The following is a 22,092-nucleotide window of genomic DNA, read 5'->3' as shown; positions in this document are numbered from 1 at the left end:
ATGAGACAAATTACTTATCATATCCACCGCTTTAACGAAGGCCGCGCGTATGTACAGTCTTATACTTTCGATTATGAAGCAGACCGTACTATCCTTTGGGGCTTACAAAAAATTAAAGATACATTAGATCCAACATTAACTTTCGTAGCAGCTTGCCGTTCTGCAGTATGTGGCGCTTGCTCCGTGAAAGTTAACGGTCAAGCAATGCTTGGTTGTGAAGCTAAAATTGATGAAATTACAGAACGTTTCGGTTCTGATGAAATCACAGTAGCTCCAATCGGTAACTTTGATGTAATCCGTGACTTAGTAGTTGACTGGGAAGCAAAAGTTAGCCGCTTGAAAGAAGTAGCTCCTTGGATTTTCGTAAAACCAGAGTTCACTACTAAAACTGGTACACGTCAATCTGCTGCAGACTTCAAAAAATTCGTTATGAACACAGAATGTATCCTTTGCGGATGCTGTGCTTCCGAATGTAATAAATTGTCTGCTAACCGTGAAGACTTCTTGGATCCATATGTATATACAAAAGCTAATCGTTTTGTAATGGATTCCCGTGATGTGTCTCCAATGGCGCATACTACACCAGCTTTCAATCATGGCTTGTGGAAATGTGTGCATTGTATGAACTGTATCACTCGTTGTCCAAAACATTTGAAACCAGAAAAAGATATTTCCAACCTTCGCCGTGTAGCGACACAAGCAGGCTTGTCCAATAAAGGTACTCGTCATGCTATCGCGTTCAAACAAGACTTGTTAAAAACTGGTCGCCTAAACGAAGTAACAATGAGCTTGAAAACAGACGGATTATTGGATTCCGCAAAACAAGGTCTATACGCTCTTCGTTTATGGAAACATGGCAAAATCAATCCATTCGAATTGGTAGTTCCTCATAAACCAGTGAATGGTATTGAAGGTGTTCGTACAATCGGTCGTGCAGTAGAGGAGGCTGGAAAATAATGAAATACGGATTTTTCCCAGGTTGCGTATTAGAAGGCGCATCTAAAGAAGACTACTTAGCAACCGTTGCAGTAGCGAAAAAATTAGGTATCGAAATCCAAGAATTAGATGGATGGACTTGTTGCGGCGCATCTCATGTTCAAGATATCGATCCATTATTGACTCTTTCCACTAATGCTCGTAACATTGCGTTAGCTGAAAAAGAAGGCTTAGATATTCTTACAGTTTGTAACACTTGTACGTTAATGCTTCGTGAAGCTAAAAAAGAGCTTGATGACCATGAAGTAACTCGCCAAAAAGTCAACAACATTCTTGGCGAAGCTGGTATGAGCTACAAAGGTACTAGCGAAGTAACACATTTCTTGTGGGTACTTATCCGCGAATATGGTTTAGATAATTTGAAAGCAAAAGTGGTTCGTCCATTGACTGGTCTTCGTGTTGCTGAATATTATGGTTGCCATATCCTTCGTCCAGAAGAAGAAATGGGCTTCGAAGATATGCAAATCCCAACAAGCTTGGCAGATTTGATTACAGCATTAGGTGCTACTCCAATCGATTTCTCCCGTAAATTAGATTGCTGTGGTTTCCATGCAGTATATCCTGCACATGATTCTGTAATGCAAATGACTGGTTCTATCAATGCTGATGCGCAAAAAGAAGGTGCTGATTGTGTCGTAACACCATGCCCACTTTGCCAAATGCAATTGGATATGTTCCAAAAAGAAGCAAAAGCAACTGTTCCAATGAATGGTGATATGCCTATCATCCACATGAGCCAATTAATTGGCCTTGCATTGGGTTGCACTCCAGCAGAAATGGGTATGACAGATCGTCACTTGGCAAGCACTGCTTCCTTGAACCGTTTCTTATAATCAGAAATACAATCGTATTACACAAACTTACAACAGGTTGTCCCTCGGGGCAACCTGTTTTTTGCGTGCTCATGGAAGCCTTATATTGTAATTGTACATGTCTAACTGTGGCTTATAGGACAAAATGAGTTTGTTTTAATAGAGGTAATCCTAGTTAAATACTAGCTTCGTTGTATGTTAAAGTTGTTTTAAAAACGTTGAGGTCGGATATAATGAGATGAATTTTCTAGTGATAAACCAAGTCAAATACAGGGTGTATTGTGTAGTTATCTTTTTAAAATATAGTAAATTACTATACTATTGTAAGAACAATATACCGAACATATATATTGAAAATATAGAACAAATATGCTACTATACTAGTATGGAGGAGGGATAGTATGGCAGTGTATATGTGTTTAGATTTGAAGAGTTTTTATGCTTCTGTGGAGTGTGCAGATTTGGGGGTAGATCCCTTTACGACCCCATTAGTTGTAGCCGATGCATCACGTGGGCTAGGGGCGATTACACTAGCTATTTCTCCGGCATTAAAGCAATTAGGCGTCAAGAATCGATGTCGGTTGTTTGAGATTCCATCTACTATTGAGTATATGGCAGTAAAGCCTAGGATGCGACGATATATGGAAGTATCTGCCTCTATTTATGGCGTCTTATTGGACTATGTGGCACCAGAAGATATCCATGTGTACTCTATTGATGAGTATTTTATTGATGTGACTCCTTATAGCCGATTGTATAAGAAAACATGGCGAGAACTAGCATTGCTCTTTAAATATAAGGTATTAGAACAGACTCATATTCATGCTACAGTTGGATTAGGAACTAATTTGTTTTTAGCTAAGGTAGCTCTCGATGTGTTGGCCAAGCATGCACCACAGGGAATTGGTATTCTTAATGAGAAGCTATTTAAAGAAAAAATATGGCATCATCAACCGATTACAGATATTTGGCAAATCGGAAGGGGAATCGCAAGCCGGTTACATAAGTATGGCGTAGTGGATTTACATGGTATTACGACTGTGCCTGACGAACGCTGGTATAAGGAATTTGGGATTAATGCGGAGCTACTCATTGACCATGCTTGGGGGTGTGAGACGTGCACTATGAAAGAGATTCATATGTATCGACCAGCGAAACACTCTTTGTCGAGAGGGCAAATTTTGCTGAGGAATTATTCCTACGAGGAGTGTTTTGTGCCTCTTCAGGAGATGGTGGAATCTTTATTATTGGAACTGATTGCAGAGAAAGCGCTGACAAAATATATTTCCTTAGGGGTGCGGTATGCAGATAGAATGGTGAAAGGTACCGGTGGATCGAGACGGTTATCGAAGTATACGTGCTCCTTAGAGGGACTTTCACAGGCAGTGTTGGAGTTGTATAAAAAAACTACTCACCCTCATCAAGAGATTCGGCAGTTATCGGTGGGATTTGATGATTTGGTCAGTCGTGAAGCCGTACCTTGGGAAGAAGATTTGTTTTCTACGTCTCAGGATAGGGAAGAAAAAGCATACCAAGTGGAACGGACCGTATTGTCGATTAAGGAAAAATTTGGCGGTAATTCCATACTTCGTGCTAGCAGTTTGCAAGAAGAGGGGACCATGCAGTTTCGTAATACCTTGGTGGGAGGACATAATGCAACATAAACGACCAAAGATGACATTGTTACAGAGGGCTAAACAATTTATGCCCTTTGCTGCATTGAAAGGATTTCAAGAGTTATTGGAGGAAACAGCGCGATACAAAGAGAAACGTAAAGAACTTTCAGAGGAGCAATTGGAAGTATTGGATGCACAGTGTAAGGGGCTAGTGATAGGAAATGTAGTCAGTGTAGTCTATCACAATGGACGAGTTTATGATACGGTGCAAGGGCGATTACAACAGATTGATACAGTGTATCGAACGATGACTGTAGGAGATGTGCTTGTACCTATGTCTCATATTATGCGAGTCACCATCATCGGTTGAGTATTGACCATTTTTGTAAATCATGTAGAATGGTACATATAAGCTATGTGCTAGATATGCGAGCCATAGCGAACACATGAGAACAGGATGGACATAATGAAACAAAAGCGATATAGAACCTATGGGTGGTGGGCTATAGGATTGAGTCTAATCTTGGCTTTGCTAGGGTTAGGCTGGAATATGTATGTGAAATATACAACGCCGGTGACGAAATATGTGGTAGAAGCAGGCGATTTTGAATTGCAAATCCCTAAGTTAGGCATAACTAGTACAACTATCTCTTTAGCTTGGAACCCAGTGAATGATGACAGATTGGCGGGATATGATATTTACGTTAATCAAGAAAAAGTGAAAGAAATTCGTCCTAGTGCAAAGGGCGTATCTATCATTCCTAGAATAGAGTTGAAGGGATTAGAATCTGATACAGTATACTTAGTGCAAGTAAAAGCTGTGGATGATAGGGGCGCTACTTTGTCGGACTCTTCTAAGGTGCCAGTTAAAACATTGCCGAAAGAACCGCGTTTAGAGGCTACCGCCTATGGCGCTGTAGGAGATGGAATCACGGATAATACGTTAGCGTTACAAAAAGCGATACGTGATACCCCAGCGGGAGGTATCTTACATCTTAGTAAAGGGGTATATCGTACAGGAACGCTATTCTTGCACAGTTATATGACCTTAGAATTAGATGAGGATGCTGTGCTGATGGCGGTTAATGATAGCGCTGCCTTTGTGAAACCTAATTATGTGGTGACAGGAGGTACGCCATATTTAGGACTTTTACAGTTAGAAGGCGATGAGCAAGGACCTATCGAAAACGTTGTCATTCGTGGTGGTACTATTGATGGATATGGATGGAAAGAAGACCTTTTACAAGAGGAGAATACACTCGAAGCGGATGCAGTGACGCAAGATGTGCTTGATCATACTGGTTTGTTAAGTAAGTCGGAAGTACAAGCTGCTATGCGTAGAGGGGCTAGTTATGAAAAAGGTAATTCTACACGGTCTTCTTTAGTGGTTATCCATCATGGTAAGGATATTTTTCTGAAAAATACGGTGTTAAAAAATGCATCAGCTCATATGGTGGAGGCTACACAAGTGGATCAACTAAGCATCCAAGAGGTGCGTATGGAAGGTAGGCACAGTGGTGATGGCTTACATTGGGATGGTGTAGGGTTACTGACACAGAATCTTGTGATGGAACGTATGCAACAAGGGATTGTGGTATTAGCAGGACACCCTGTAGGATCCAGTGTAACGGAGCTGTGGAATGCGTACAATTTACAGATTCGTCATAGTCGCGTAGGCATTGCCTTTGCTAATACAGGAAATACTTGGATTCAACATATGTATTTACAAGGATTGACTATGGAAGATGTACTACTCGCTATGCGTGTTCGTGAGACTACAACCATAGGAGGCGGCATTCGTGATATTGTGGTACGAGATACTCAACTGCGAGGGATTGCACAACAAATAGATATAGGAAACAAACGAAATAGTCCTACAGAATGGATTCATACTACTGTAGAGCCCCTAAATTAACAAATAATAAAGGAGAGTTGATATTTCAACTCTCCTTTATTGTAAGTGTTTTATTTCTTGAGATTAGATTTGTTTTTGTAATGGATTGTAGAATAATCCTTGTTGTTTTTTGCGACGCTTATTAGGTACGTAGACCTGTAAAAACTTAGGCAATACTTCTAAGTCTACTGGTGCATCAGGTCCGATATCGCCATCCATGTTGGTGGACGCATCCATGGTGTCACACACTTCGATGCGAGCTTGTTTGACTTTTAATATGGTTACATATTTTGAATTATAAATAGAACCACTTAGAATGAGTGGCAAGATGAAGAATAGGTTCATGATGAAGTATTCTTTGAAAATAATAATACGCATATACCCATCATCTACGGAAGCAGTAGGCATAAAATGTTCAAAGCTAGATACCACATTAGTCAGTAAGGCGATGACCAATGGGGACATAAATTCTTGGGTCCCTTCTTCGGTAGTGATGCGGAATTTATAATCCTTGGTTGTAAATAAAGCTTGTCCACCTTTGGCAAAGTAGGCTAAGGGGCCCAGTAATTGTTTTTCTTTTGGAGTGACGGAGGCCACAACCTCAGGGATGACCCCAATGGCGATATTGTTGCAAAAAAACGAATCGTTACAACGACCTACATCGACATGGCGAATGGTACTATTTTTTAAGCCGTGAATAGCTTCTAATGGTTGTAAGGGGATGCCCAAAGCACGGCTCATATCATTGACAGTGCCAAGGGGAATGAAACCGAATTTAGAGCGACAGCCAGCTTTCACAATACCATTGACAGTTTCATTGATGGTGCCATCACCGCCCATACAAAAGATAGCATCGAACCCTTCGTTGGAGGCTTCGATGGCGAAGCGGGTGGCGTCGCCGGATTGTCGGGTAAATTTTACTTCTAAGCGATCAAAGAGCGCGCTTAGTTGCCATTGTAGTTCCATTACGTATCGGCGAGCCCGACCGCCGCCTGATACAGGGTTTATAATAATTAGACAACGACTCATGGTTGATTCCTATGTTAAACATAAATATAGTAGTTATTACTATTATAGCATAGGAAATTTAATTGTGGGAAAGGGTTGTTTCTGTAGATTTCATTGATTTTTAGGACCTACTTCACGTATAATGAAAGAAATGTGTTACGTATGCCAGACTAGGTGAAAATATAGAAAAGTAACATCCTGGAGGGGGATTCGATGGATAAGACGGAAGAGTATCGTTTGCATAGTATTGACTCAATTGGGCGACTGCCGTTGAGTGAGCAAGTATATATGTCGCTAAAGCAAGCTATTTTAACGGGTTCTTTAAAGCCAAAAATGAAATTAAGTGAAGTGCGTATTGCAGAGCAATTAAATGTGAGTGCCACACCGGTACGTGAAGCATTTCGTAAGTTAGCGAAAGATAATTTGGTAGTTATCAAGCCATGGAAAGGTGTGACGGTAAAAGGTTATTCTCCAGAAGAGATTGTAGCCATGTATCAATGTCGTGAAGTAATGGAAGGCTTGGGTGCTAGACTTTGTGCAGAACGATGCACAGAGGAGCAACTAGTAGAGTTACAAGAAGTGTGCGATGCAGGGATTCACACGGAAGATCCAGAAGAACGGGTAGCTATTAATAGTCGCTTTCATACGTTAATTGCAGAATTTTCTGGAAATGATCGTGTAGCAGATTATCTAGCAGATTTTCGGGAAATGGTCAATCGCGATATGTACATCAGTACATCAGATAAAACTCGAACAATCTCTTGTGACCTAGAACATCAACAAATTATGGAAGCTATCCATGATCGCAATGGACAGCTGGCAGAAGAACGAATGCGAGCTCATGTACGGAATGCGTTTGTATTTAAAAAGGCTCATGCAGAGTTATTAGCAAAACAGAAAGAGAAGTAAATATCCTATTGAAAGAATATTAATAGGCTATAATATAAATATTTTATAATGTTATATGTAAAAAATATATAAAAAAGCTTTAAATTTATGGTTCATGTGTTTACTTTTAAAGTATCATTTGCTATAATAACTCAGGCAAAGGGTTCACACTACCTTTGCTAGATAAAGATCTCTCTCTTTATCTACCTAACTTACAATAGGGAAGGGTTGATCTTATACCTTCCCAGGTAAAAGACCCTACTTTTACCGAAGGGGCGCCCCCCCCATTGCCCCAACAAAACATTTGAAGCTATTTCAAATGTTCTCTCTCTTTTTTCTCAAATACAAAGACCTCGGCTGTATTCTCTTGGCCGAGGTTTTTGTATTTTTTGCTTATAAGGAATGTCTATATATAGAGATTATTATATATGTTTAGAAAATAGATGTATAAATAGTCTTTAAGTGGCGCAAAAATAGTTTATAAATATAGGGAATATGATTGATGAAAAACGGTAAAAATGCTATTATTAAAGATGAACTTTGAGAGATTGATGTGTATCGAAAACACTTAATAAATAACAGTCTTTCTGTGGTCCTATATTACAATCCTAAGGAGGGTGAATCTCTTGCAAAAACGTAAAGATTTTATCTGGAAAATGGGCGGTCAGCAAGGTGAAGGTATTGAAAGCTGTGGCGAAATTTTAGCTACGATTCTTGCCAAAGAAGGCTATTCCTTGTACAGCCAACGTTTGTTTGCATCTCGTATCAAAGGTGGTCATACAACATTTGCATTACGTATCGCATTAGAACAAATTATGACAGTAGGCGAGCATATCGATTTCTTGGTAGCGCTTGACCAAGAAACTGTAGATATGCACGGTAAAGAAGTACGTGAAGGTGGCTTTATCATTTGCGATAGCAAAGTAAATCCTAATTTTGAAGCTTTCACAGGCACAGGTGTGACTTGTTTGGCCTTGCCGATTTCTGAAACGGCATTACAACAAGGTTCCTTGTTGATGCGTAACATCGTGGCATTGGGGATGTCTGTTGCCTTATTAGGCTTTGAAACAGAATTATTCTTAACAGCTATTAAAGCTCGCTTTGCGAAAAAATCCGAAGATATTATTAACAAAAACTTACAAGCATTCCAATTGGGTTATGATCTTGTAAAAGAACAATTGGGTGATGTAGAAGTAGATACATTGGACAAACCAACACCAAAAGATCAAATGTTCTTACTTGGTAATGAAGCCTTAGCATTAGGTGCGATTGCAGCGGGATCCCGTTTTATGGCGTCCTACCCAATTACACCGGCTTCTGAAGTAATGGAATACATGATTAAGAAAATGGATAAAGTTGGTTCTACTGTGGTACAAACAGAAGATGAGATTGCTGCATGTATGATGGCTATGGGTGGTGTATACGCTGGTGTTCGTGGCTTTACATGTACATCTGGCCCTGGCTTGAGCTTGATGGCGGAGTCTTTATCCATGGCATCTATGGCTGAATTGCCAATGCTTATCATCGATGTGCAACGTTCTGGCCCATCTACAGGCATGGCTACAAAGGTAGAAACATCTGATATCGATGCAGCTTGCTACAATGCGCATGGCGATTATTCCAATATCGTTATCGCACCTACAAGCATTGAAGAATGTTTCTACGAAATTCAACATGCCTTCAACTTGGCAGAACAATACCAATGTCCAGTTATTTTCATGCCTGATTTACAACAAGGCTTGAATAAACAATCTGTACCAACATTTGATTTGAACCGTGTTGGTATTGAACGTGGTAATTTAATGAAAGAAGAAGAATTGCCAGCATTGGAAAATCCTAAGTATTTCAAACGTTTTGAAATTACTGAAAGTGGTATTTCCCCTCGTACTATCCCAGGTATGAAAAATGGGCTATTCTTGTCTACTGGTCTAGAGCATAACGAAGAAGGTAAACCAGCAGAAGCCCCTTCTATGCACGTGGCACAAACAGATAAACGTTTCCGTAAATTATCTACAGTAGCAGATGTATATGAACCATTCTTAAACAATGCAAAACATGAGGAAGCAGATGTTCTTGTTATCGGTATCAACTCTAGCCGTGGTGCTATTGAAGAAGCTGTGGTGGAATTAGAGGCAGAAGGCCATAAAGTGAACCATTTACAACTTCGCTTGATTAAACCATTCCCGAAAGAACAATTGCTACCATTCTATAACAGTGCTAAAAAAGTTGTGATCTGCGAACAAAATGCTACAGGTCAATTGACTAACTTATTCCGCATCAACATGCCGAATAAAGAAAAACTTTCTAGTTGCTTAAAATATGATGGTAATCCATTTACAACATCTTATGTAAAAGCGGCAATTAAGGAGGTTTTATAATGGCTACAGCAAATGAATATAGAAATGATATCCGCCCTAACTGGTGTCCAGGTTGTGGTCATTATGGGGTACAAGCAGCCATCGCTGATGCAGTAGCTGCTCTTGATATTGCGCCTGAAAAATTGGCTGTTATCTCTGGTATCGGTTGTTCTAGCCGTATCGGTGGTTACTTCTATGCCTATGGTGCGCATACAACACATGGTCGTGCACTTCCTTATGCACAAGGTGTGAAATTAGCAAATGAAGATATGAACGTTGTGGTTTGCGGTGGTGACGGTGATGCATTTGCTATCGGTATGGGTCATACGATCCATGCGTTCAAACGTAATGTAAATATTACGTATGTGGTTATGGATAACCATGTATATGGTTTAACCAAAGGTCAAACATCTCCTCGTTCTGACGTGGGTTTTGTGACAAAAACGTCTCCACATGGTTCTTTTGAAAGTCCATTGCCAATCTGTGAAACAGCCATTGCTTCTGGTGCTACTTTCGTAGCACAAAGTTACATGGTAAACCGTGCACAATTGGTGGATTTAATTAAACAAGGTATGCAACACGAAGGATTCTCTTTCATTAACGTGTTCAGCCCTTGCGTAACGTACAATAAACAAAATGGCTATGATTACTTCAAAGATAATCTAGTAAACTTGCCAGAAGGTTACGATCCAACAAACCGTGCAGAAGCATTTGCTATGTTAGGTGAAACCAATGGTCTTGTAACAGGTTTGATTTATCAAGATACAACAAAACCATCCTTTGAACAAGCATTATATGCTGCCAACGGTGGTCCACATGCGCGTGCATTAGTACATGATGTGGTGAAACCAGATGCAGAGATGTTTGCATCTCTTTGCAACGAGTTTAAATAGAAACAACATATCTCGTTTGAGGATATGAAATGTGGCGAAAAGCCGTACAACTTCAGAAAACTGCCCTACGCGAAAGTTTTCTTGAAGTTATACGGCTTTTCTTTTGCATATAATACTCCGGGAGGAGATATGTTGTTTTATAGTTTGTGAATTTTTGCTATACTGTAGATGTTACCTCCCCAATACTGGTGACAGGAAGGGGGTGAACCAATGGACTTCTTAATCAGCTTTACAATCTCTGTTATGGCAGGAATAGTTAGTTATTATTTTTGCAAATGGCTAGACAGGAGATTTAAGGGTAACTAGCCTAATATGGAGGTAGCTCTCTAAAAAAAGCAGAAACCCCACAGCTGCAACTGTGGGGTTTCGTTGTCCCAATGGAACTTAATCAACTTGTTGGTTATAGTATATCATAAATAAAGAGAATTGTCATCTAAAAAAGTAGAACCTCCACAGTAGCCGCTGTGGGGTTCTTTATTTCGATGGAAACACTCAACCTATATGTCTGTAGTATAGCACAAGTCAAGAAGGCTGTCATATAAATGTTAAACTTCTTTTTGAGGTATATGTACAATATATGCCGAAGGTTTAGATTAGTATAGTCTATAAGGTTAGTTGCTTTCAAAACCTCAATTGTATTGTTATAATGAGAGTATATTGAAATGAGGAGTGATAATTAGATGAAATCTGTTTTATATACGATGATGATAGCGGCGTTTTTAAATCCCTTTGTATCGAGTTCTCTCACCATGTCTTTTCCAGATATGATGCAAGAGTTTGGGGCTACTACGAATGATATGGCATGGGTGGTGGAATCTTTTTTACTGTGCTGTACGGTGGCGGTGATTCCTGCTGGTAAACTAGCGGATATCTATGGAAAGCGCAAGCTATTTTATATAGGTAGTATTGTATTTACGATGATATCTGGGTTTATGTGCTTTGTTGACTCAGTAGAGATGCTGACGGTGTATCGAGCCTTGCAAGGGATTGCCTTAGGGGTTGTGTATACTACGTCTATGTCTATTTTGACTTTATCGGTACCATTAGAACGGCGTGGTTACGCATTTGGTATGATCGGAGGTATGGTCTATTTGGGGTTATCCTTGGGGCCGGCCGTAGGTGGATTTCTAAATTATTATTATGGTTGGCGCAGTATTTTTGTGTTTACTACCTTACTAGGTGTTGTAGCAAATGTGATGGCTTTTCGCTCTTTGCATGAGGAATGGGTACATACACCAGATAGTAGTATTTCTACGAGAAGTTTACTTTTATACGCCTTGGGTATCAGTGCAGTGATGATTGGTATTACGGAATGGGTTCGATTTTGGTGGAGTGCCTATGCTGTGGGAGCTGGTATACTAGCATTATGCCTATTAGGTTATGTAGAGTGGAATAGTAAAGATCCACTCATACCAGTTAGAATGTTCTTGTCTAATATAGTATTTACGATGTCCAGTATAGCTGCGATGATGAACTTTAGTGCCACCTTTGGTGTAGGTTTTGTATTATCTTTATTTTTACAAATGATTATGGGATTTGATTCTCGTATGACAGGATTGATTTTGTGCATACAAACCGGAATTATGGTGTTCTTGGCACCTCGCATGGGCGCACTGTCTGATCGATATAATCCCGTAGTATTTGCTCGTTGGGGCATGGTACTCATCGGTGTAGGTTTACTAGCTATGGCGTATGGCACTTTCACTGAAAGCATGACAATCATTATGGTGAGCTTAGCTGTTGTTGGTATTGGAGTTAGTTGCTTTGCACCGCCGAATAATAATCTAATTATGAGTTCTGTACCGAAAGAGTACATCGGTTTTGCATCGTCTACCATTTCCACAGTGCGGCTATTGGGGCAGACATTGAGTATGGCACTTATAGGGATTATTCTTGCGTATACAATAGAAGGAAGAACGGCGCTACAAATGATGGCGTATAACAGTACTATCGCATTAGTTGTGTTTGGTATTATTTGCTTGGTTGGGGCGATTCCTGCTGGATGGAATAAAAAGAGTATATAATGCAAATGTACTTGATTATGGTTTTTCATCATGAGATAACGAATAGTAGTGCATAGAGATTGATTAGAACAGCCATGTTGTTTCTAAAAACTTTCACGTAGGGTAGTTTTTAGAAGTGATGTGGCTGTTCTTGCCATGTGCTAGTTTGATATAGTAAGAGAGTTGATAGAGTGGTTTCTGCTGCTAAGTGGTTGTTAACTATTAGTTGACAACCACTTTATACTTGTGGGATCACGAACTAATAGCTGACAGTTGGCCCTGATTTTTGTATAATGATAAAGTAATATAGAATGCCCTAAGGGGATGTACAATGGATAATAAAATATTTCTATAAGGAAACGGATTAGATAAAGGAGTTATAGTATGATTAATCGCTACACTCGTGAAGAGATGGGACATATTTGGAGCGAACGCAATGAGTTCGATACGATGTTATTAGTTGAAATTTTGGCATCGGAAGCGCAGGCAGAATTGGGGATTATCCCAAAAGAAGCGGCCGTAGCGATTCGTGAAAAAGGGGACTTTCAAGTAGAACGGATTCGTGAGATTGAACGAGAAACGAATCATGACATTATTTCCTTTGTCACTGCTGTAGGCGAATACGTAGGACCTGAGTTTGCGAAATACATTCATCTTGGTTTAACGTCCACAGATGTAAAAGATACGGCCTTGGGATACATGATGAAACAAGCTTGCGACTTGTTGTTAAAAGGCTTGCGTAATTTCCGTGAGGTCCTAGCTCGCCGTGCGGTAGAGTTCAAATATACGCCGATGATTGGCCGTACGCATGGTATTCACGGGGAACCGATTACATTTGGCGTGAAGCTAGTGAACTGGATGTCCGAAATTGATCGTGACATTGCTCGTTTAGAACAGGCTCGTCAATCCGTAGCGGTAGGTAAATTGTCTGGTGCTGTAGGAACATACTCTAATATTGATCCATTTGTGGAACAATATGTATGTGAAAAATTGGGGTTAGAACCAGTGAAAGTAGCTACACAGGTGGTATCTCGTGACCGTCATGCAGAATTGTTGTCTATGATTGCAGTTATTGGTGGTACTTTAGATCGTATCGCTTTGGAAATTCGTCACTTACAACGTACAGAAGTCCGTGAAGCGGAAGAGTATTTTAGCCCAAAACAAAAAGGGTCCTCTGCAATGCCGCATAAACGAAACCCAATTACATGTGAAAGAATTTGTGGTCTAGCACGTATCTTGCGTGGTCATGCACAAGCAGCCTTTGAAGACCAAGCTTTATGGCATGAGCGCGATATTTCTCACAGCTCTGTAGAACGTGTGATTTTACCAGATGCGACAATTACATTAGATTATATGATTCATCTAGCTACCCGTACGGTAGATAAATTATTGGTATATCCTGAAAATATGATGAAAAACTTGAACTTAACAGGTGGTCTTGTATTTAGCCAAACGATTTTAACGCATTTGGTGGATAAAGGTGCTGTTCGTGATGAAGCCTATCGCTGGGTACAACGTCATGCTATGGCTCGTTGGTTAGAAGGCAAAGATTTCGCTACAGGATTGAAATCTGATCCAGAGATTGCAAAATACCTAAGTGCAGAAGAAATTGATGCCTGCTTTGATCCAACACCATTGTTACGTCATGTAGATACCATTATGGCTCGCTTTGGATTATAATAAGGGATAGCATGTATTTTAAACGTGAATGGTATATAATTAGGATAGTAAAACTAGGCATTGACTTCAACATGTTGTCAAACAAAAAAGGACGGTGGCTGCCGTCCTTTTTTTACGTTCTACTTCTTGTACTACCCAGTATCCTCTGTGGTAACAAGCAAACGTGTTCACAATGCACAAGCATTCCCAATCGATTACTATTTAATGACGAAGGATATTACTGTTGACTAAATATCTTAGCAAATTTTATTCATGATGTCCTTTTGATGAGAAACGTAAAACTATAAAAAAAGAAACATAAGTGAGGCTACTTTGTTATACCTGAAATCAGTTATATATCATGCATCTCACTTATGTTTCTTTTTATTTTTTATAGTTACATTTTAGACAGCTCTTATATGCAAGAAACTGAACATAGTATACCTTTATTCTACAGTGGTGTCTTTTGTAATCACATAGTAGTCAATAGGGAATACTTTCACATTTTTTACTCGTTTTGTTGTTACTACATTGGCACTTGGATAGTATAAGAAATAACCAGCGCTATCTTCAAGCAACACATTTTGAATATCCTTGACAATCGCTGTGCGTTCTTCTTCGTTAAATGTGGTTGTCATTTTATTAATTAACTCATCAACCTTCGGATTCGAATAGTCGCCACGATTGGATTTGGCACCACTTTTGAAAGCTAGGCTAAGGAACCAATATGGATCATTTGTGGACATTGTTACCCAGTTTGTTTCTCCCATATCAAAACCATTAGGAGCTAAAGTTAGTAATTCATCAGGACCTTGTACACGTTTTAATTCGACTTCAACACCAGCTCGTTTTAAATCATCTTGAAGTTTTTCGTAAACGCTACTATCTTTACCAAAAAGAGCTAACACTAAGTGTAATGGTTTGCCATCTTTCATGTAGGTATCACCTTGTTTTGTGTAACCAGCTTGTTTTAGTAATTCATCTGCTTTAGCTAAATCTTTATGTTGTTTATTTTTTAGCTCGTCAAAGCCTAGGTTGGCTGTTGGAGGGAATGGGGCACCTCCAGTAACGGCACCATTACCGATTACTTTTGCTAATGCATCATAATCGATCATATTTGCGATAGCTGCTCGTACGGTTGGATTTGATAATACATTGCCTTCTCGGACATTCAACTGTAGCATATATGTGCGAACCCCTGCGGACTCAATGATGTTATAATCCCCCTTTTCAAATAAACTTCGATTAGCACTATCTACCTTTTGAATCATATCTACATCTTTAGACTGTAGAGCCATAGCACGTTTATTATTATCTTCTAGATCTTTAACTGTTAAAGAATCTAAAGCAGGTGTTCCACCCCAGTATTCTTTGAACTGCGCCAACTGAATTTCTTCTTTTTTTGTATGTTTTACAATTTTGTAAGGACCAGTCAAAATTGGCGTATTATCCATATCTGTTGTACCTTGTACATCTACGATGACAAAAGCAGGCTCAGTTAAACTAGCTAGTAAATCAACATTTGGTTCTGTTGTTTTAATAATTAGATTTTGACCATCCACTGTAATAGAGGCTATCTTTATAGCTTCTTTGGAACGCTTGCTCTCGGCGATTGTACGTTCAATAGATGCTTTTACCGCCGTAGGTGTCATCATAGAACCATTATGGAATTTTACGTTTTCGCGAATATGGAATTTCCATGTTAAAGGATCTACCACTTCCCAGGAATCGGCTAACTGAGGTTCAAATTTCATATCTGAACTTACCGTTGCCAACGTTTCACCCGCACCGATTCGTGTTAATGTCCACGCATCCCATTCATGTGTAGGGTTCAATGTTTCACCAAACCAATATAAACCAAGATTTAAATGCTTGCCATTTTTGCTTGATTCATCAGAACCACAGCCAGCAATTAAACCGATAGCAACAAACAGCGTCATTGCTAGTGCAACCCATTTTTTCATATATCCTCCTTATAAAAAAACTAAAGAATAATTATAGTATACTGTATTCCTAGATAAAAGACAATGATTCTCATAAAAATTGATGCATATTGGGAGTATATAATTTACTAAATGCTTTTGCAATTCTATATTTAATCATATGTAGGGCATAAAATTAAATTGTTATATTTACAAAGAGAGGCTCTATCCTATATACTTTAATAGAGAATGTATATAAGAAAGGTGGATTGATATGGTACGGGTATTATTATATAAATTGGCATCTATGGTGGGTGTATTATTGGCAGTCACATTGGGAACGTTTCTCTTAATGCAAATGTCTTCTGTAGATCCCGTATCGGCACGGTTTTATCTGCAAGGTATGACACCAGATCCCACTATAGTGGAACAAATTCGACAAGAGTTAGGCCTTAATGATCCTTGGTATATACAATATGGTCGTTGGTTGTGGCAAATGTTACATGGAGATTTTGGGCAGTCTATCTTCCTGAATGTACCCGTTGTAGATTTGTTGCAAAGTGCTTTGCCAAGGACCTTATCCTTGGTGGCGGTTTCCATTGGTTTAGGCAGTATCCTATCGATAGGGTTAGGAGGACTGGCAGCGCATTATAAAGATACTTGGGTCGACTATGTGGTGCGTATAGTATCTTTTCTAGCATTGGCAGTACCAGCATTTTGGGTAGGATTGTTGTTATTATATGCGCTAGCTGTGAAGATTCCTATTTTCTCTGTGACAAATACGAAGGGGTTAAGTGCTTACGTGTTGCCGAGTATTACCTTGGCGATTTGGTTTTGTGGCTTATACATTCGTCGCGTTCGCAATGCAGTGGTGCAAGCGTATGCATCGTTGCCGGTGATAGGAGCAAAAACGATGGGTATACGTACTGCATATATCTATCGTGATTACATCATTCCTCAAGTGCGCCTTGTGCTGTTATCCATGTTAGGGATTACGACCGGCGCTATGTTGGGCGGTTCTGCAGTGATTGAAACGGTATTTTCTGTCAAAGGGATGGGCCAACTCATGGTGCATGGTATTATTAGTCGTGATTATATTGTGATTCAAAGTTATATCGTATGGATTTCTCTAGTCTATGTGGTGGTCAATACATCAGTGGATATATGGATGTACTTACTTCATCCTGAAAGAAGATATGGAGGGCGCCCATGATTCGTTTATGGAAACAAGATAAGCTACTCTTAGGGGCCATTTTACTGACTATACTTTGGATGGGACTCTTTCTATTTGGTTCTCAGTTAGCTCCCTTTGACCCTAATGAAACAAATTTAGGGGCTCGATTACAAGATGTAAGTGCAATGCATTTATTAGGCACGGACCAATTGGGGCGTGATGTACTTTCACGAATATTATGGGGCGGACAAGATTCGTTGTTCATAGCCATATCCATCATTGCCATTAGCAGTATCATTGGCATTTGTATCGGTGGTTTGCTAAGTATGAGTCCTTGGTATATTGATGAATTGGGATCTCGTTGCATCGATATGATACTAGGGTTCCCCAGCATGATTGTGGCCATTGCCTGCATCGGTATATTGGGGCCGTCTGTGGAAAATATTATCATTTCACTGTGCCTAACTCGTTGGGCAGAATACGCAAAGATTACGCGGAACTTGGTGAATTTGGAAAAACAAGCACAATATGTGGTTGTAGCACGTATGTCTGGAGCTTCCTTGTGGCGCATTATCCGTCGCTACATGATTCCCAATCTTCGAGGGACTCTATTGTTGGTCATCATTCAACATATGGGGGACACGATTATTACGGTGGCAAGCTTTTCCCTGATCGGCATTGGTGTACAACCGCCTACACCAGAATGGGGTGCTATCTTGCTGAATGCTCGAGATTTCTTGCAAACAGCGCCTTGGCTGTTGATCTATCCAGGGTTAGCAATTTTTATCACTGTTGTGTTATTAAATTACATTAGTGATGCCTTACAAGATGGTAGGCATGTGTAAAGGGCGAAATATTAGCCCCAATTTGATTCTTATGTAATGACAAAGGATAGTACCATTGACTAATACAGATTTAGTAAGCGTAGACAATTTATCCGTCTCTTACGATGGAGTAAAGGTCGTGAAAGAGGTATCTTTCACGTTAAAACAGAATGAAACCTTTGCCATCATTGGTGAAAGTGGGTCCGGAAAATCTACTGTAGCGAAAGCTCTCTTAGGTTTGTTAGAACAGGCAGACCTAACGGGAGCCATCCACTATGGGGGAGATAATTTGCTCACTTATGGACCTAAGGAATGGCAAGGTGTACGTGGTGTACATATAGCCATGATTTACCAAAATCCAGGTAATTATTTAAACCCATTCAAACGCATTGGGGAGCAGATGAAAGTAATCTTAGCCTCCCATGGAAAGGCCTACGATGAAGGTGATATTTTGAACCTGCTAGAGGCTGTTTCCTTACCACGAGGAAAGGCATTGCTTGAGTCCTATCCATTTCAACTGAGTGGGGGCATGCAACAGCGTGTGGCCATCGTTATGAGTTTACTCATACATCCACAACTACTTATTGCAGATGAACCGACTAGTGCTCTTGATGTATTGGTGCAACAGGATATTGTGAAAGTCCTAGAAGAGGTGCAACAGCGGTTGCAGAATACGTTGCTGTTTATCACACACAATATTCAGATCGCCCGTAGATTGGCGGATCGCGTAGGTATTATGCATGAAGGTGTGTTAGTTGAAATCGGTAAGACCGAAGAGGTTTTATCGAATCCGCAACATGAATATACGAAACTACTTTTACAGTCCTTGCAGGAGGTGAAAGTATGATACTAGAAGTTCAGGGCGTCAGCAAACTATATACCCGCAAAGGGGAAACGGTGACAGCACTGCAAGATGTGAGTTTGTCCGTGCAAGAACGAGAGCGCATCGGAATTGCAGGTGGCAGTGGATCTGGTAAAAGTACCTTATTGCGATTGCTATCCTTGCAAGAAGAGCCAACTTCAGGGAACCTTTCTTTGTTTGGAAAATCTGTTTCCCAATGGAAAGGAAATGAGAGAGAGCTCTATCGTTCCTTGCAAGTGATGTTCCAAAACTCCTTTCACAGCATTAGCCCTCGCATGGCAGTAGGTGAATTTATGCTAGAGCCTTGCGTGAATTTTGGGATAGGCACAAAACAAGAGGCGAAAGAGCGCTGTGAATGGTGGCTTTCAAAGGTGGGATTGGATACATCGGTGTGGAAGAAATACCGCCATGAATTGAGCGGAGGCCAGTTACAGCGATTGGTTTTAGCCCGCATGATGGCAGTCGGGGCTGAGCTTGTCTTATTTGATGAGCCGACGAGTGCCCTCGATGTGTGCAATCAAGCGCGGGTTATCGAACTGATTCAAAACGTTTACGAAGAGCAACCGTTTACCTATGTGTTCGTCAGCCATGACCTAGGCGTTTTGCAAACTCTCACCGATCGTATTATTGTGATGAAAGAGGGTACGATTGTAGAAACCTTGGCATCAAAAGATTTGGGATTGGCAACGCATCCGTATACAAAACAATTATTGGCAGCTAGCCGTGGGTAAATGGCTATCGTTTATACAGTAGCAAAGACCACAACATTTCCTTGTGAAAGTGTTGTGGTCTTTTTTTGATATAAATATTATCCTAGTGATAGCATGAATTGTAAAAAAATAGTATAATTGTATTTTAGAATATACGATACAAGTGATATAGAAGATGATAGGGAGGAACGTATGAAAGAAATCAAAGATGTGTCGAAACTGACTTACACGCATGTACAAGGTGGTCAGTTTCGTTGGATAACGGTGAGTACCATCATGCTAGCTTTGGGAACGATTTTACATGCTGTATCCCCAAGTGTGGCAGGGGTCACACCGAACTGGACTATAGCTACTTATTGCGTAGCTATCAACTTAACGCGTCCAACCCTTAGACAAAGTTTAGGTATTGGTTTGGTAGCGGCCTTGATTAATGTATTCACGTCAAAATCGGCATTGCCATATGGTAACCTGATTAGTGAGCCTTTGGGGGCTTTCACTTGTGCCGTGTTAGTGCATTATATTTCTAATCTGAAAATTGGTAGGCTAAATGTAATGCCGATTTTAAGTGCTTTCATCAGTACTGTAGCATCTGGTGGAGCTTTTATTACTTGCTTATATCTCGTGTTAGGATTGCCTAGCAATGTGTATTGGAATGCTATGTGGCCATTGGTGTTGATGGTATCCCTTTGTAATGCGGTAGTGGCACCATTCTTGTACATTCCAGCGCAAAAATTATTGGCTCGTCAAACTGTGAAAGGACAAGAATTGACGGACAGCAGTGATCACAGTGATTTACATATTGTACCGTCTGTGAAAGCACCGATTGTTATCGAGCATATGAGTTATCGCTATGGGAATCAAAGCCAGTATGCTGTGAAAGACATTAACTTAGTGGTACATGAAGGAGATTTCCTTGTCATTACAGGACCAGCAGGCTGTGGTAAATCTACCATCTGTATGGCTATGGCGGGAGCTGTGCCAAAGTTCTATGGGGGTACCATGGAAGGCATGGTATTCATCAATGGAAAAGCAGTGACGCAATTAGAAATTCCAGATGTAGCAGATGATATCGGTATCGTCTTAGCTGACTATGATACACAACTAGTGACCATGACAGTGGCAGAGGAAGTAGCCTTTGCCCTTGAAAATCGTGGCTATACAGCGGAGGCGATTCAAGAGCGTACAGCCATCGTGTTAGAACAAGTAGGCTTAACTGGATTGGAAGACCGCAATGTGTACAGCTTGTCTGGGGGGCAACGTCAGCGGTTGGCCATTGCCTCTGTGTTAGCTGTAAACCCATCTATTTTAGTGTTAGATGAACCGACTAGCTCTTTAGATCCAGAAGGCACAGAAGAATTATATCGCTTAGTAGGTTCCTTGAATCGTGACCATGGTATTACCGTTGTGGTTATTGACCACGATTTACACGCTGTCTTACCGTACGCAAATCGTATGGTATTAATCGATGGTGGGGAGCTAAAAATCGACAGCTCTGTAGAAGATGTATTGTCTTATATGTATGATACGAACACATACGTAGATGCATTGCCATCCTTATTTGTGACCTATAAATCCTTAGCAGCAAAAGGGATTGATTTAGATACACCATGGTTGTCTTTAGCATCTGCGCAGTCTAGTCTTATGAAAGGAGAACGCTAATATGTTGACAGTTGAAAATTTGCGCTTTTCCTATGTACCGGGACAAGATATTATGAAAGATGTAACTTTTACCATAGGAGATGGAGAATTCATTACATTAGGTGGCCGTAATGGGTGTGGTAAAACAACGGTAACTCGTTTATTAGTGGGTTTGGAAACACCCGTAGAAGGTAAGATTTCTTACGACGGCCAAGATATTACGAATATGCCTACCTCTGAAAGAGGACGTTTTATTGGCTATGTATTTCAACAGCCAGATCGTCAAATGTTCCGCCAGACTGTGGCAGAAGAGGTGGCATTTGGTCCTGAACAATTGGGATACGACAAAGCAACGGTAGACCGCATCGTACAAGATGCTCTAGAACGAGTAGGTATTTCCCATTTAGCAGAATCCTATCCATTAGGCTTACGCCGAGGGGAAAAGCAACGAGTAGCGATTGCCTCAGCGTTAGCGATGCAGTCTAAACTGTTGATTCTTGACGAACCTACTAGTGGACAAGATGGAACAGAAACAAAAGGTTTACTTGTGTTGTTACAAGAATTGCAAGCCCAAGGTTTGACCATATTACTCATTACCCATGATATGGAAATTATGGCAGAATATTCTACAGGAGTGATCATTATGGGATATGGCACAAAAGCCTTCGATGGATCCCCGGAAGAATTATTTACAAGCCGTGAGGACTTGTTGGAACTTGGTTTGACAAAACCGCCGAGTGTGGTGCTTAGTGAAACGGTACCAGACTTAGGGTATTGCAAATCGATGAAAGAGTTTGAACTGCGCTATGCAGAGTATGTGAAAGGATAGGAGGAGA

The 22,092-nt window shown here is 40.3% G+C and carries 18 protein-coding genes; 16 read left to right on the top strand and 2 right to left on the bottom strand.

Features of this window, described 5'->3' with window-relative positions:
• The 5 genes from HMPREF3032_RS00835 (at position 1) to HMPREF3032_RS00815 (ending at position 5,339) form a co-directional block, all read left to right on the top strand.
• Positions 1–957, top strand: coding sequence for a succinate dehydrogenase/fumarate reductase iron-sulfur subunit (locus HMPREF3032_RS00835; RefSeq protein WP_062401129.1), 957 nt, complete (start codon positions 1–3; stop codon positions 955–957).
• Positions 957–1,829, top strand: a complete 873-nt coding sequence (locus HMPREF3032_RS00830) for a CoB--CoM heterodisulfide reductase iron-sulfur subunit B family protein (protein WP_062401127.1) — start codon at positions 957–959, stop codon at positions 1,827–1,829. Before HMPREF3032_RS00835 ends, HMPREF3032_RS00830 begins: the two co-directional genes overlap by 1 nt.
• Positions 1,830–2,209: 380 nt before the next feature.
• The gene (locus HMPREF3032_RS00825) at positions 2,210–3,472 is read left to right on the top strand and encodes a Y-family DNA polymerase (RefSeq protein WP_062401125.1); all 1,263 of its coding nucleotides are present in this window, start codon (positions 2,210–2,212) and stop codon (positions 3,470–3,472) included.
• Positions 3,462–3,794, top strand: coding sequence for a hypothetical protein (locus HMPREF3032_RS00820; protein WP_231723388.1), 333 nt, complete (start codon positions 3,462–3,464; stop codon positions 3,792–3,794). The genes HMPREF3032_RS00825 and HMPREF3032_RS00820 overlap by 11 nt, the downstream gene beginning before the upstream one ends.
• A gap of 96 nt (positions 3,795–3,890) precedes the next feature.
• A complete protein-coding gene (locus tag HMPREF3032_RS00815) occupies positions 3,891–5,339 on the top strand; it encodes a glycosyl hydrolase family 28-related protein (RefSeq protein WP_062401123.1) in 1,449 nt (482 codons plus the stop codon).
• 63 nt (positions 5,340–5,402) lie between these two features.
• Here the strand turns inward: HMPREF3032_RS00815 and HMPREF3032_RS00810 are convergent, their stop codons facing one another.
• Positions 5,403–6,347: a diacylglycerol/lipid kinase family protein gene (locus HMPREF3032_RS00810; RefSeq protein ID WP_009352836.1), complete on the bottom strand. Its 945-nt coding sequence runs from the start codon at positions 6,345–6,347 to the stop codon at positions 5,403–5,405.
• Positions 6,348–6,539: 192 nt separating this feature from the next.
• Here HMPREF3032_RS00810 and HMPREF3032_RS00805 point away from each other — a divergent pair, with 192 nt between their 5' ends.
• The 5 genes from HMPREF3032_RS00805 (at position 6,540) to purB (ending at position 14,147) form a co-directional block, all read left to right on the top strand.
• Positions 6,540–7,235 carry a GntR family transcriptional regulator gene (locus HMPREF3032_RS00805; RefSeq protein WP_009352927.1) on the top strand — a complete coding sequence of 232 codons (696 nt, stop codon included), beginning with the start codon at positions 6,540–6,542 and terminating at the stop codon, positions 7,233–7,235.
• Positions 7,236–7,840: 605 nt separating this feature from the next.
• The gene (locus tag HMPREF3032_RS00800; RefSeq protein WP_009352980.1) at positions 7,841–9,592 is read left to right on the top strand and encodes a 2-oxoacid:acceptor oxidoreductase subunit alpha; all 1,752 of its coding nucleotides are present in this window, start codon (positions 7,841–7,843) and stop codon (positions 9,590–9,592) included.
• Positions 9,592–10,464: a 2-oxoacid:ferredoxin oxidoreductase subunit beta gene (locus tag HMPREF3032_RS00795; protein ID WP_009352915.1), complete on the top strand. Its 873-nt coding sequence runs from the start codon at positions 9,592–9,594 to the stop codon at positions 10,462–10,464. The genes HMPREF3032_RS00800 and HMPREF3032_RS00795 overlap by 1 nt, the downstream gene beginning before the upstream one ends.
• A gap of 680 nt (positions 10,465–11,144) precedes the next feature.
• The gene (locus tag HMPREF3032_RS00790; protein WP_062401121.1) at positions 11,145–12,488 is read left to right on the top strand and encodes an MFS transporter; all 1,344 of its coding nucleotides are present in this window, start codon (positions 11,145–11,147) and stop codon (positions 12,486–12,488) included.
• 363 nt (positions 12,489–12,851) lie between these two features.
• Positions 12,852–14,147: an adenylosuccinate lyase gene (gene purB, locus HMPREF3032_RS00785; protein ID WP_009352931.1), complete on the top strand. Its 1,296-nt coding sequence runs from the start codon at positions 12,852–12,854 to the stop codon at positions 14,145–14,147.
• Between the two features lie 425 nt (positions 14,148–14,572).
• Here the strand turns inward: purB and HMPREF3032_RS00780 are convergent, their stop codons facing one another.
• Positions 14,573–16,090 (bottom strand): ABC transporter substrate-binding protein, encoded by a 1,518-nt coding sequence (locus HMPREF3032_RS00780; RefSeq protein WP_062401119.1) that lies wholly within the window; start codon positions 16,088–16,090, stop codon positions 14,573–14,575.
• A gap of 232 nt (positions 16,091–16,322) precedes the next feature.
• On the opposite strand from HMPREF3032_RS00780, the gene HMPREF3032_RS00775 reads away from it, so the two are divergent.
• The 6 genes from HMPREF3032_RS00775 (at position 16,323) to HMPREF3032_RS00750 (ending at position 22,085) form a co-directional block, all read left to right on the top strand.
• Positions 16,323–17,261 (top strand): ABC transporter permease, encoded by a 939-nt coding sequence (locus HMPREF3032_RS00775; RefSeq protein WP_062401117.1) that lies wholly within the window; start codon positions 16,323–16,325, stop codon positions 17,259–17,261.
• Positions 17,258–18,067 (top strand): ABC transporter permease, encoded by an 810-nt coding sequence (locus HMPREF3032_RS00770; RefSeq protein ID WP_062401115.1) that lies wholly within the window; start codon positions 17,258–17,260, stop codon positions 18,065–18,067. Before HMPREF3032_RS00775 ends, HMPREF3032_RS00770 begins: the two co-directional genes overlap by 4 nt.
• A gap of 55 nt (positions 18,068–18,122) precedes the next feature.
• Positions 18,123–18,893, top strand: a complete 771-nt coding sequence (locus tag HMPREF3032_RS00765; protein ID WP_009352902.1) for an ABC transporter ATP-binding protein — start codon at positions 18,123–18,125, stop codon at positions 18,891–18,893.
• Positions 18,893–19,639, top strand: a complete 747-nt coding sequence (locus HMPREF3032_RS00760; RefSeq protein WP_038144371.1) for an ATP-binding cassette domain-containing protein — start codon at positions 18,893–18,895, stop codon at positions 19,637–19,639. Before HMPREF3032_RS00765 ends, HMPREF3032_RS00760 begins: the two co-directional genes overlap by 1 nt.
• 171 nt (positions 19,640–19,810) lie before the next feature.
• Positions 19,811–21,277 (top strand): energy-coupling factor ABC transporter ATP-binding protein, encoded by a 1,467-nt coding sequence (locus tag HMPREF3032_RS00755; RefSeq protein ID WP_062401113.1) that lies wholly within the window; start codon positions 19,811–19,813, stop codon positions 21,275–21,277.
• 1 nt (position 21,278) lies between these two features.
• Positions 21,279–22,085 (top strand): energy-coupling factor ABC transporter ATP-binding protein, encoded by an 807-nt coding sequence (locus HMPREF3032_RS00750; RefSeq protein ID WP_062401111.1) that lies wholly within the window; start codon positions 21,279–21,281, stop codon positions 22,083–22,085.
• The last annotated feature ends 7 nt before the right edge of the window (positions 22,086–22,092 follow it).

It is taken from the genome of Veillonella sp. DNF00869 (assembly GCF_001553345.1).
GTDB lineage: Bacteria > Bacillota > Negativicutes > Veillonellales > Veillonellaceae > F0422.
The sequence above is the reverse complement of the archived record's forward strand: the minus strand, read 5'-3'. Positions and strand labels throughout refer to the sequence as shown.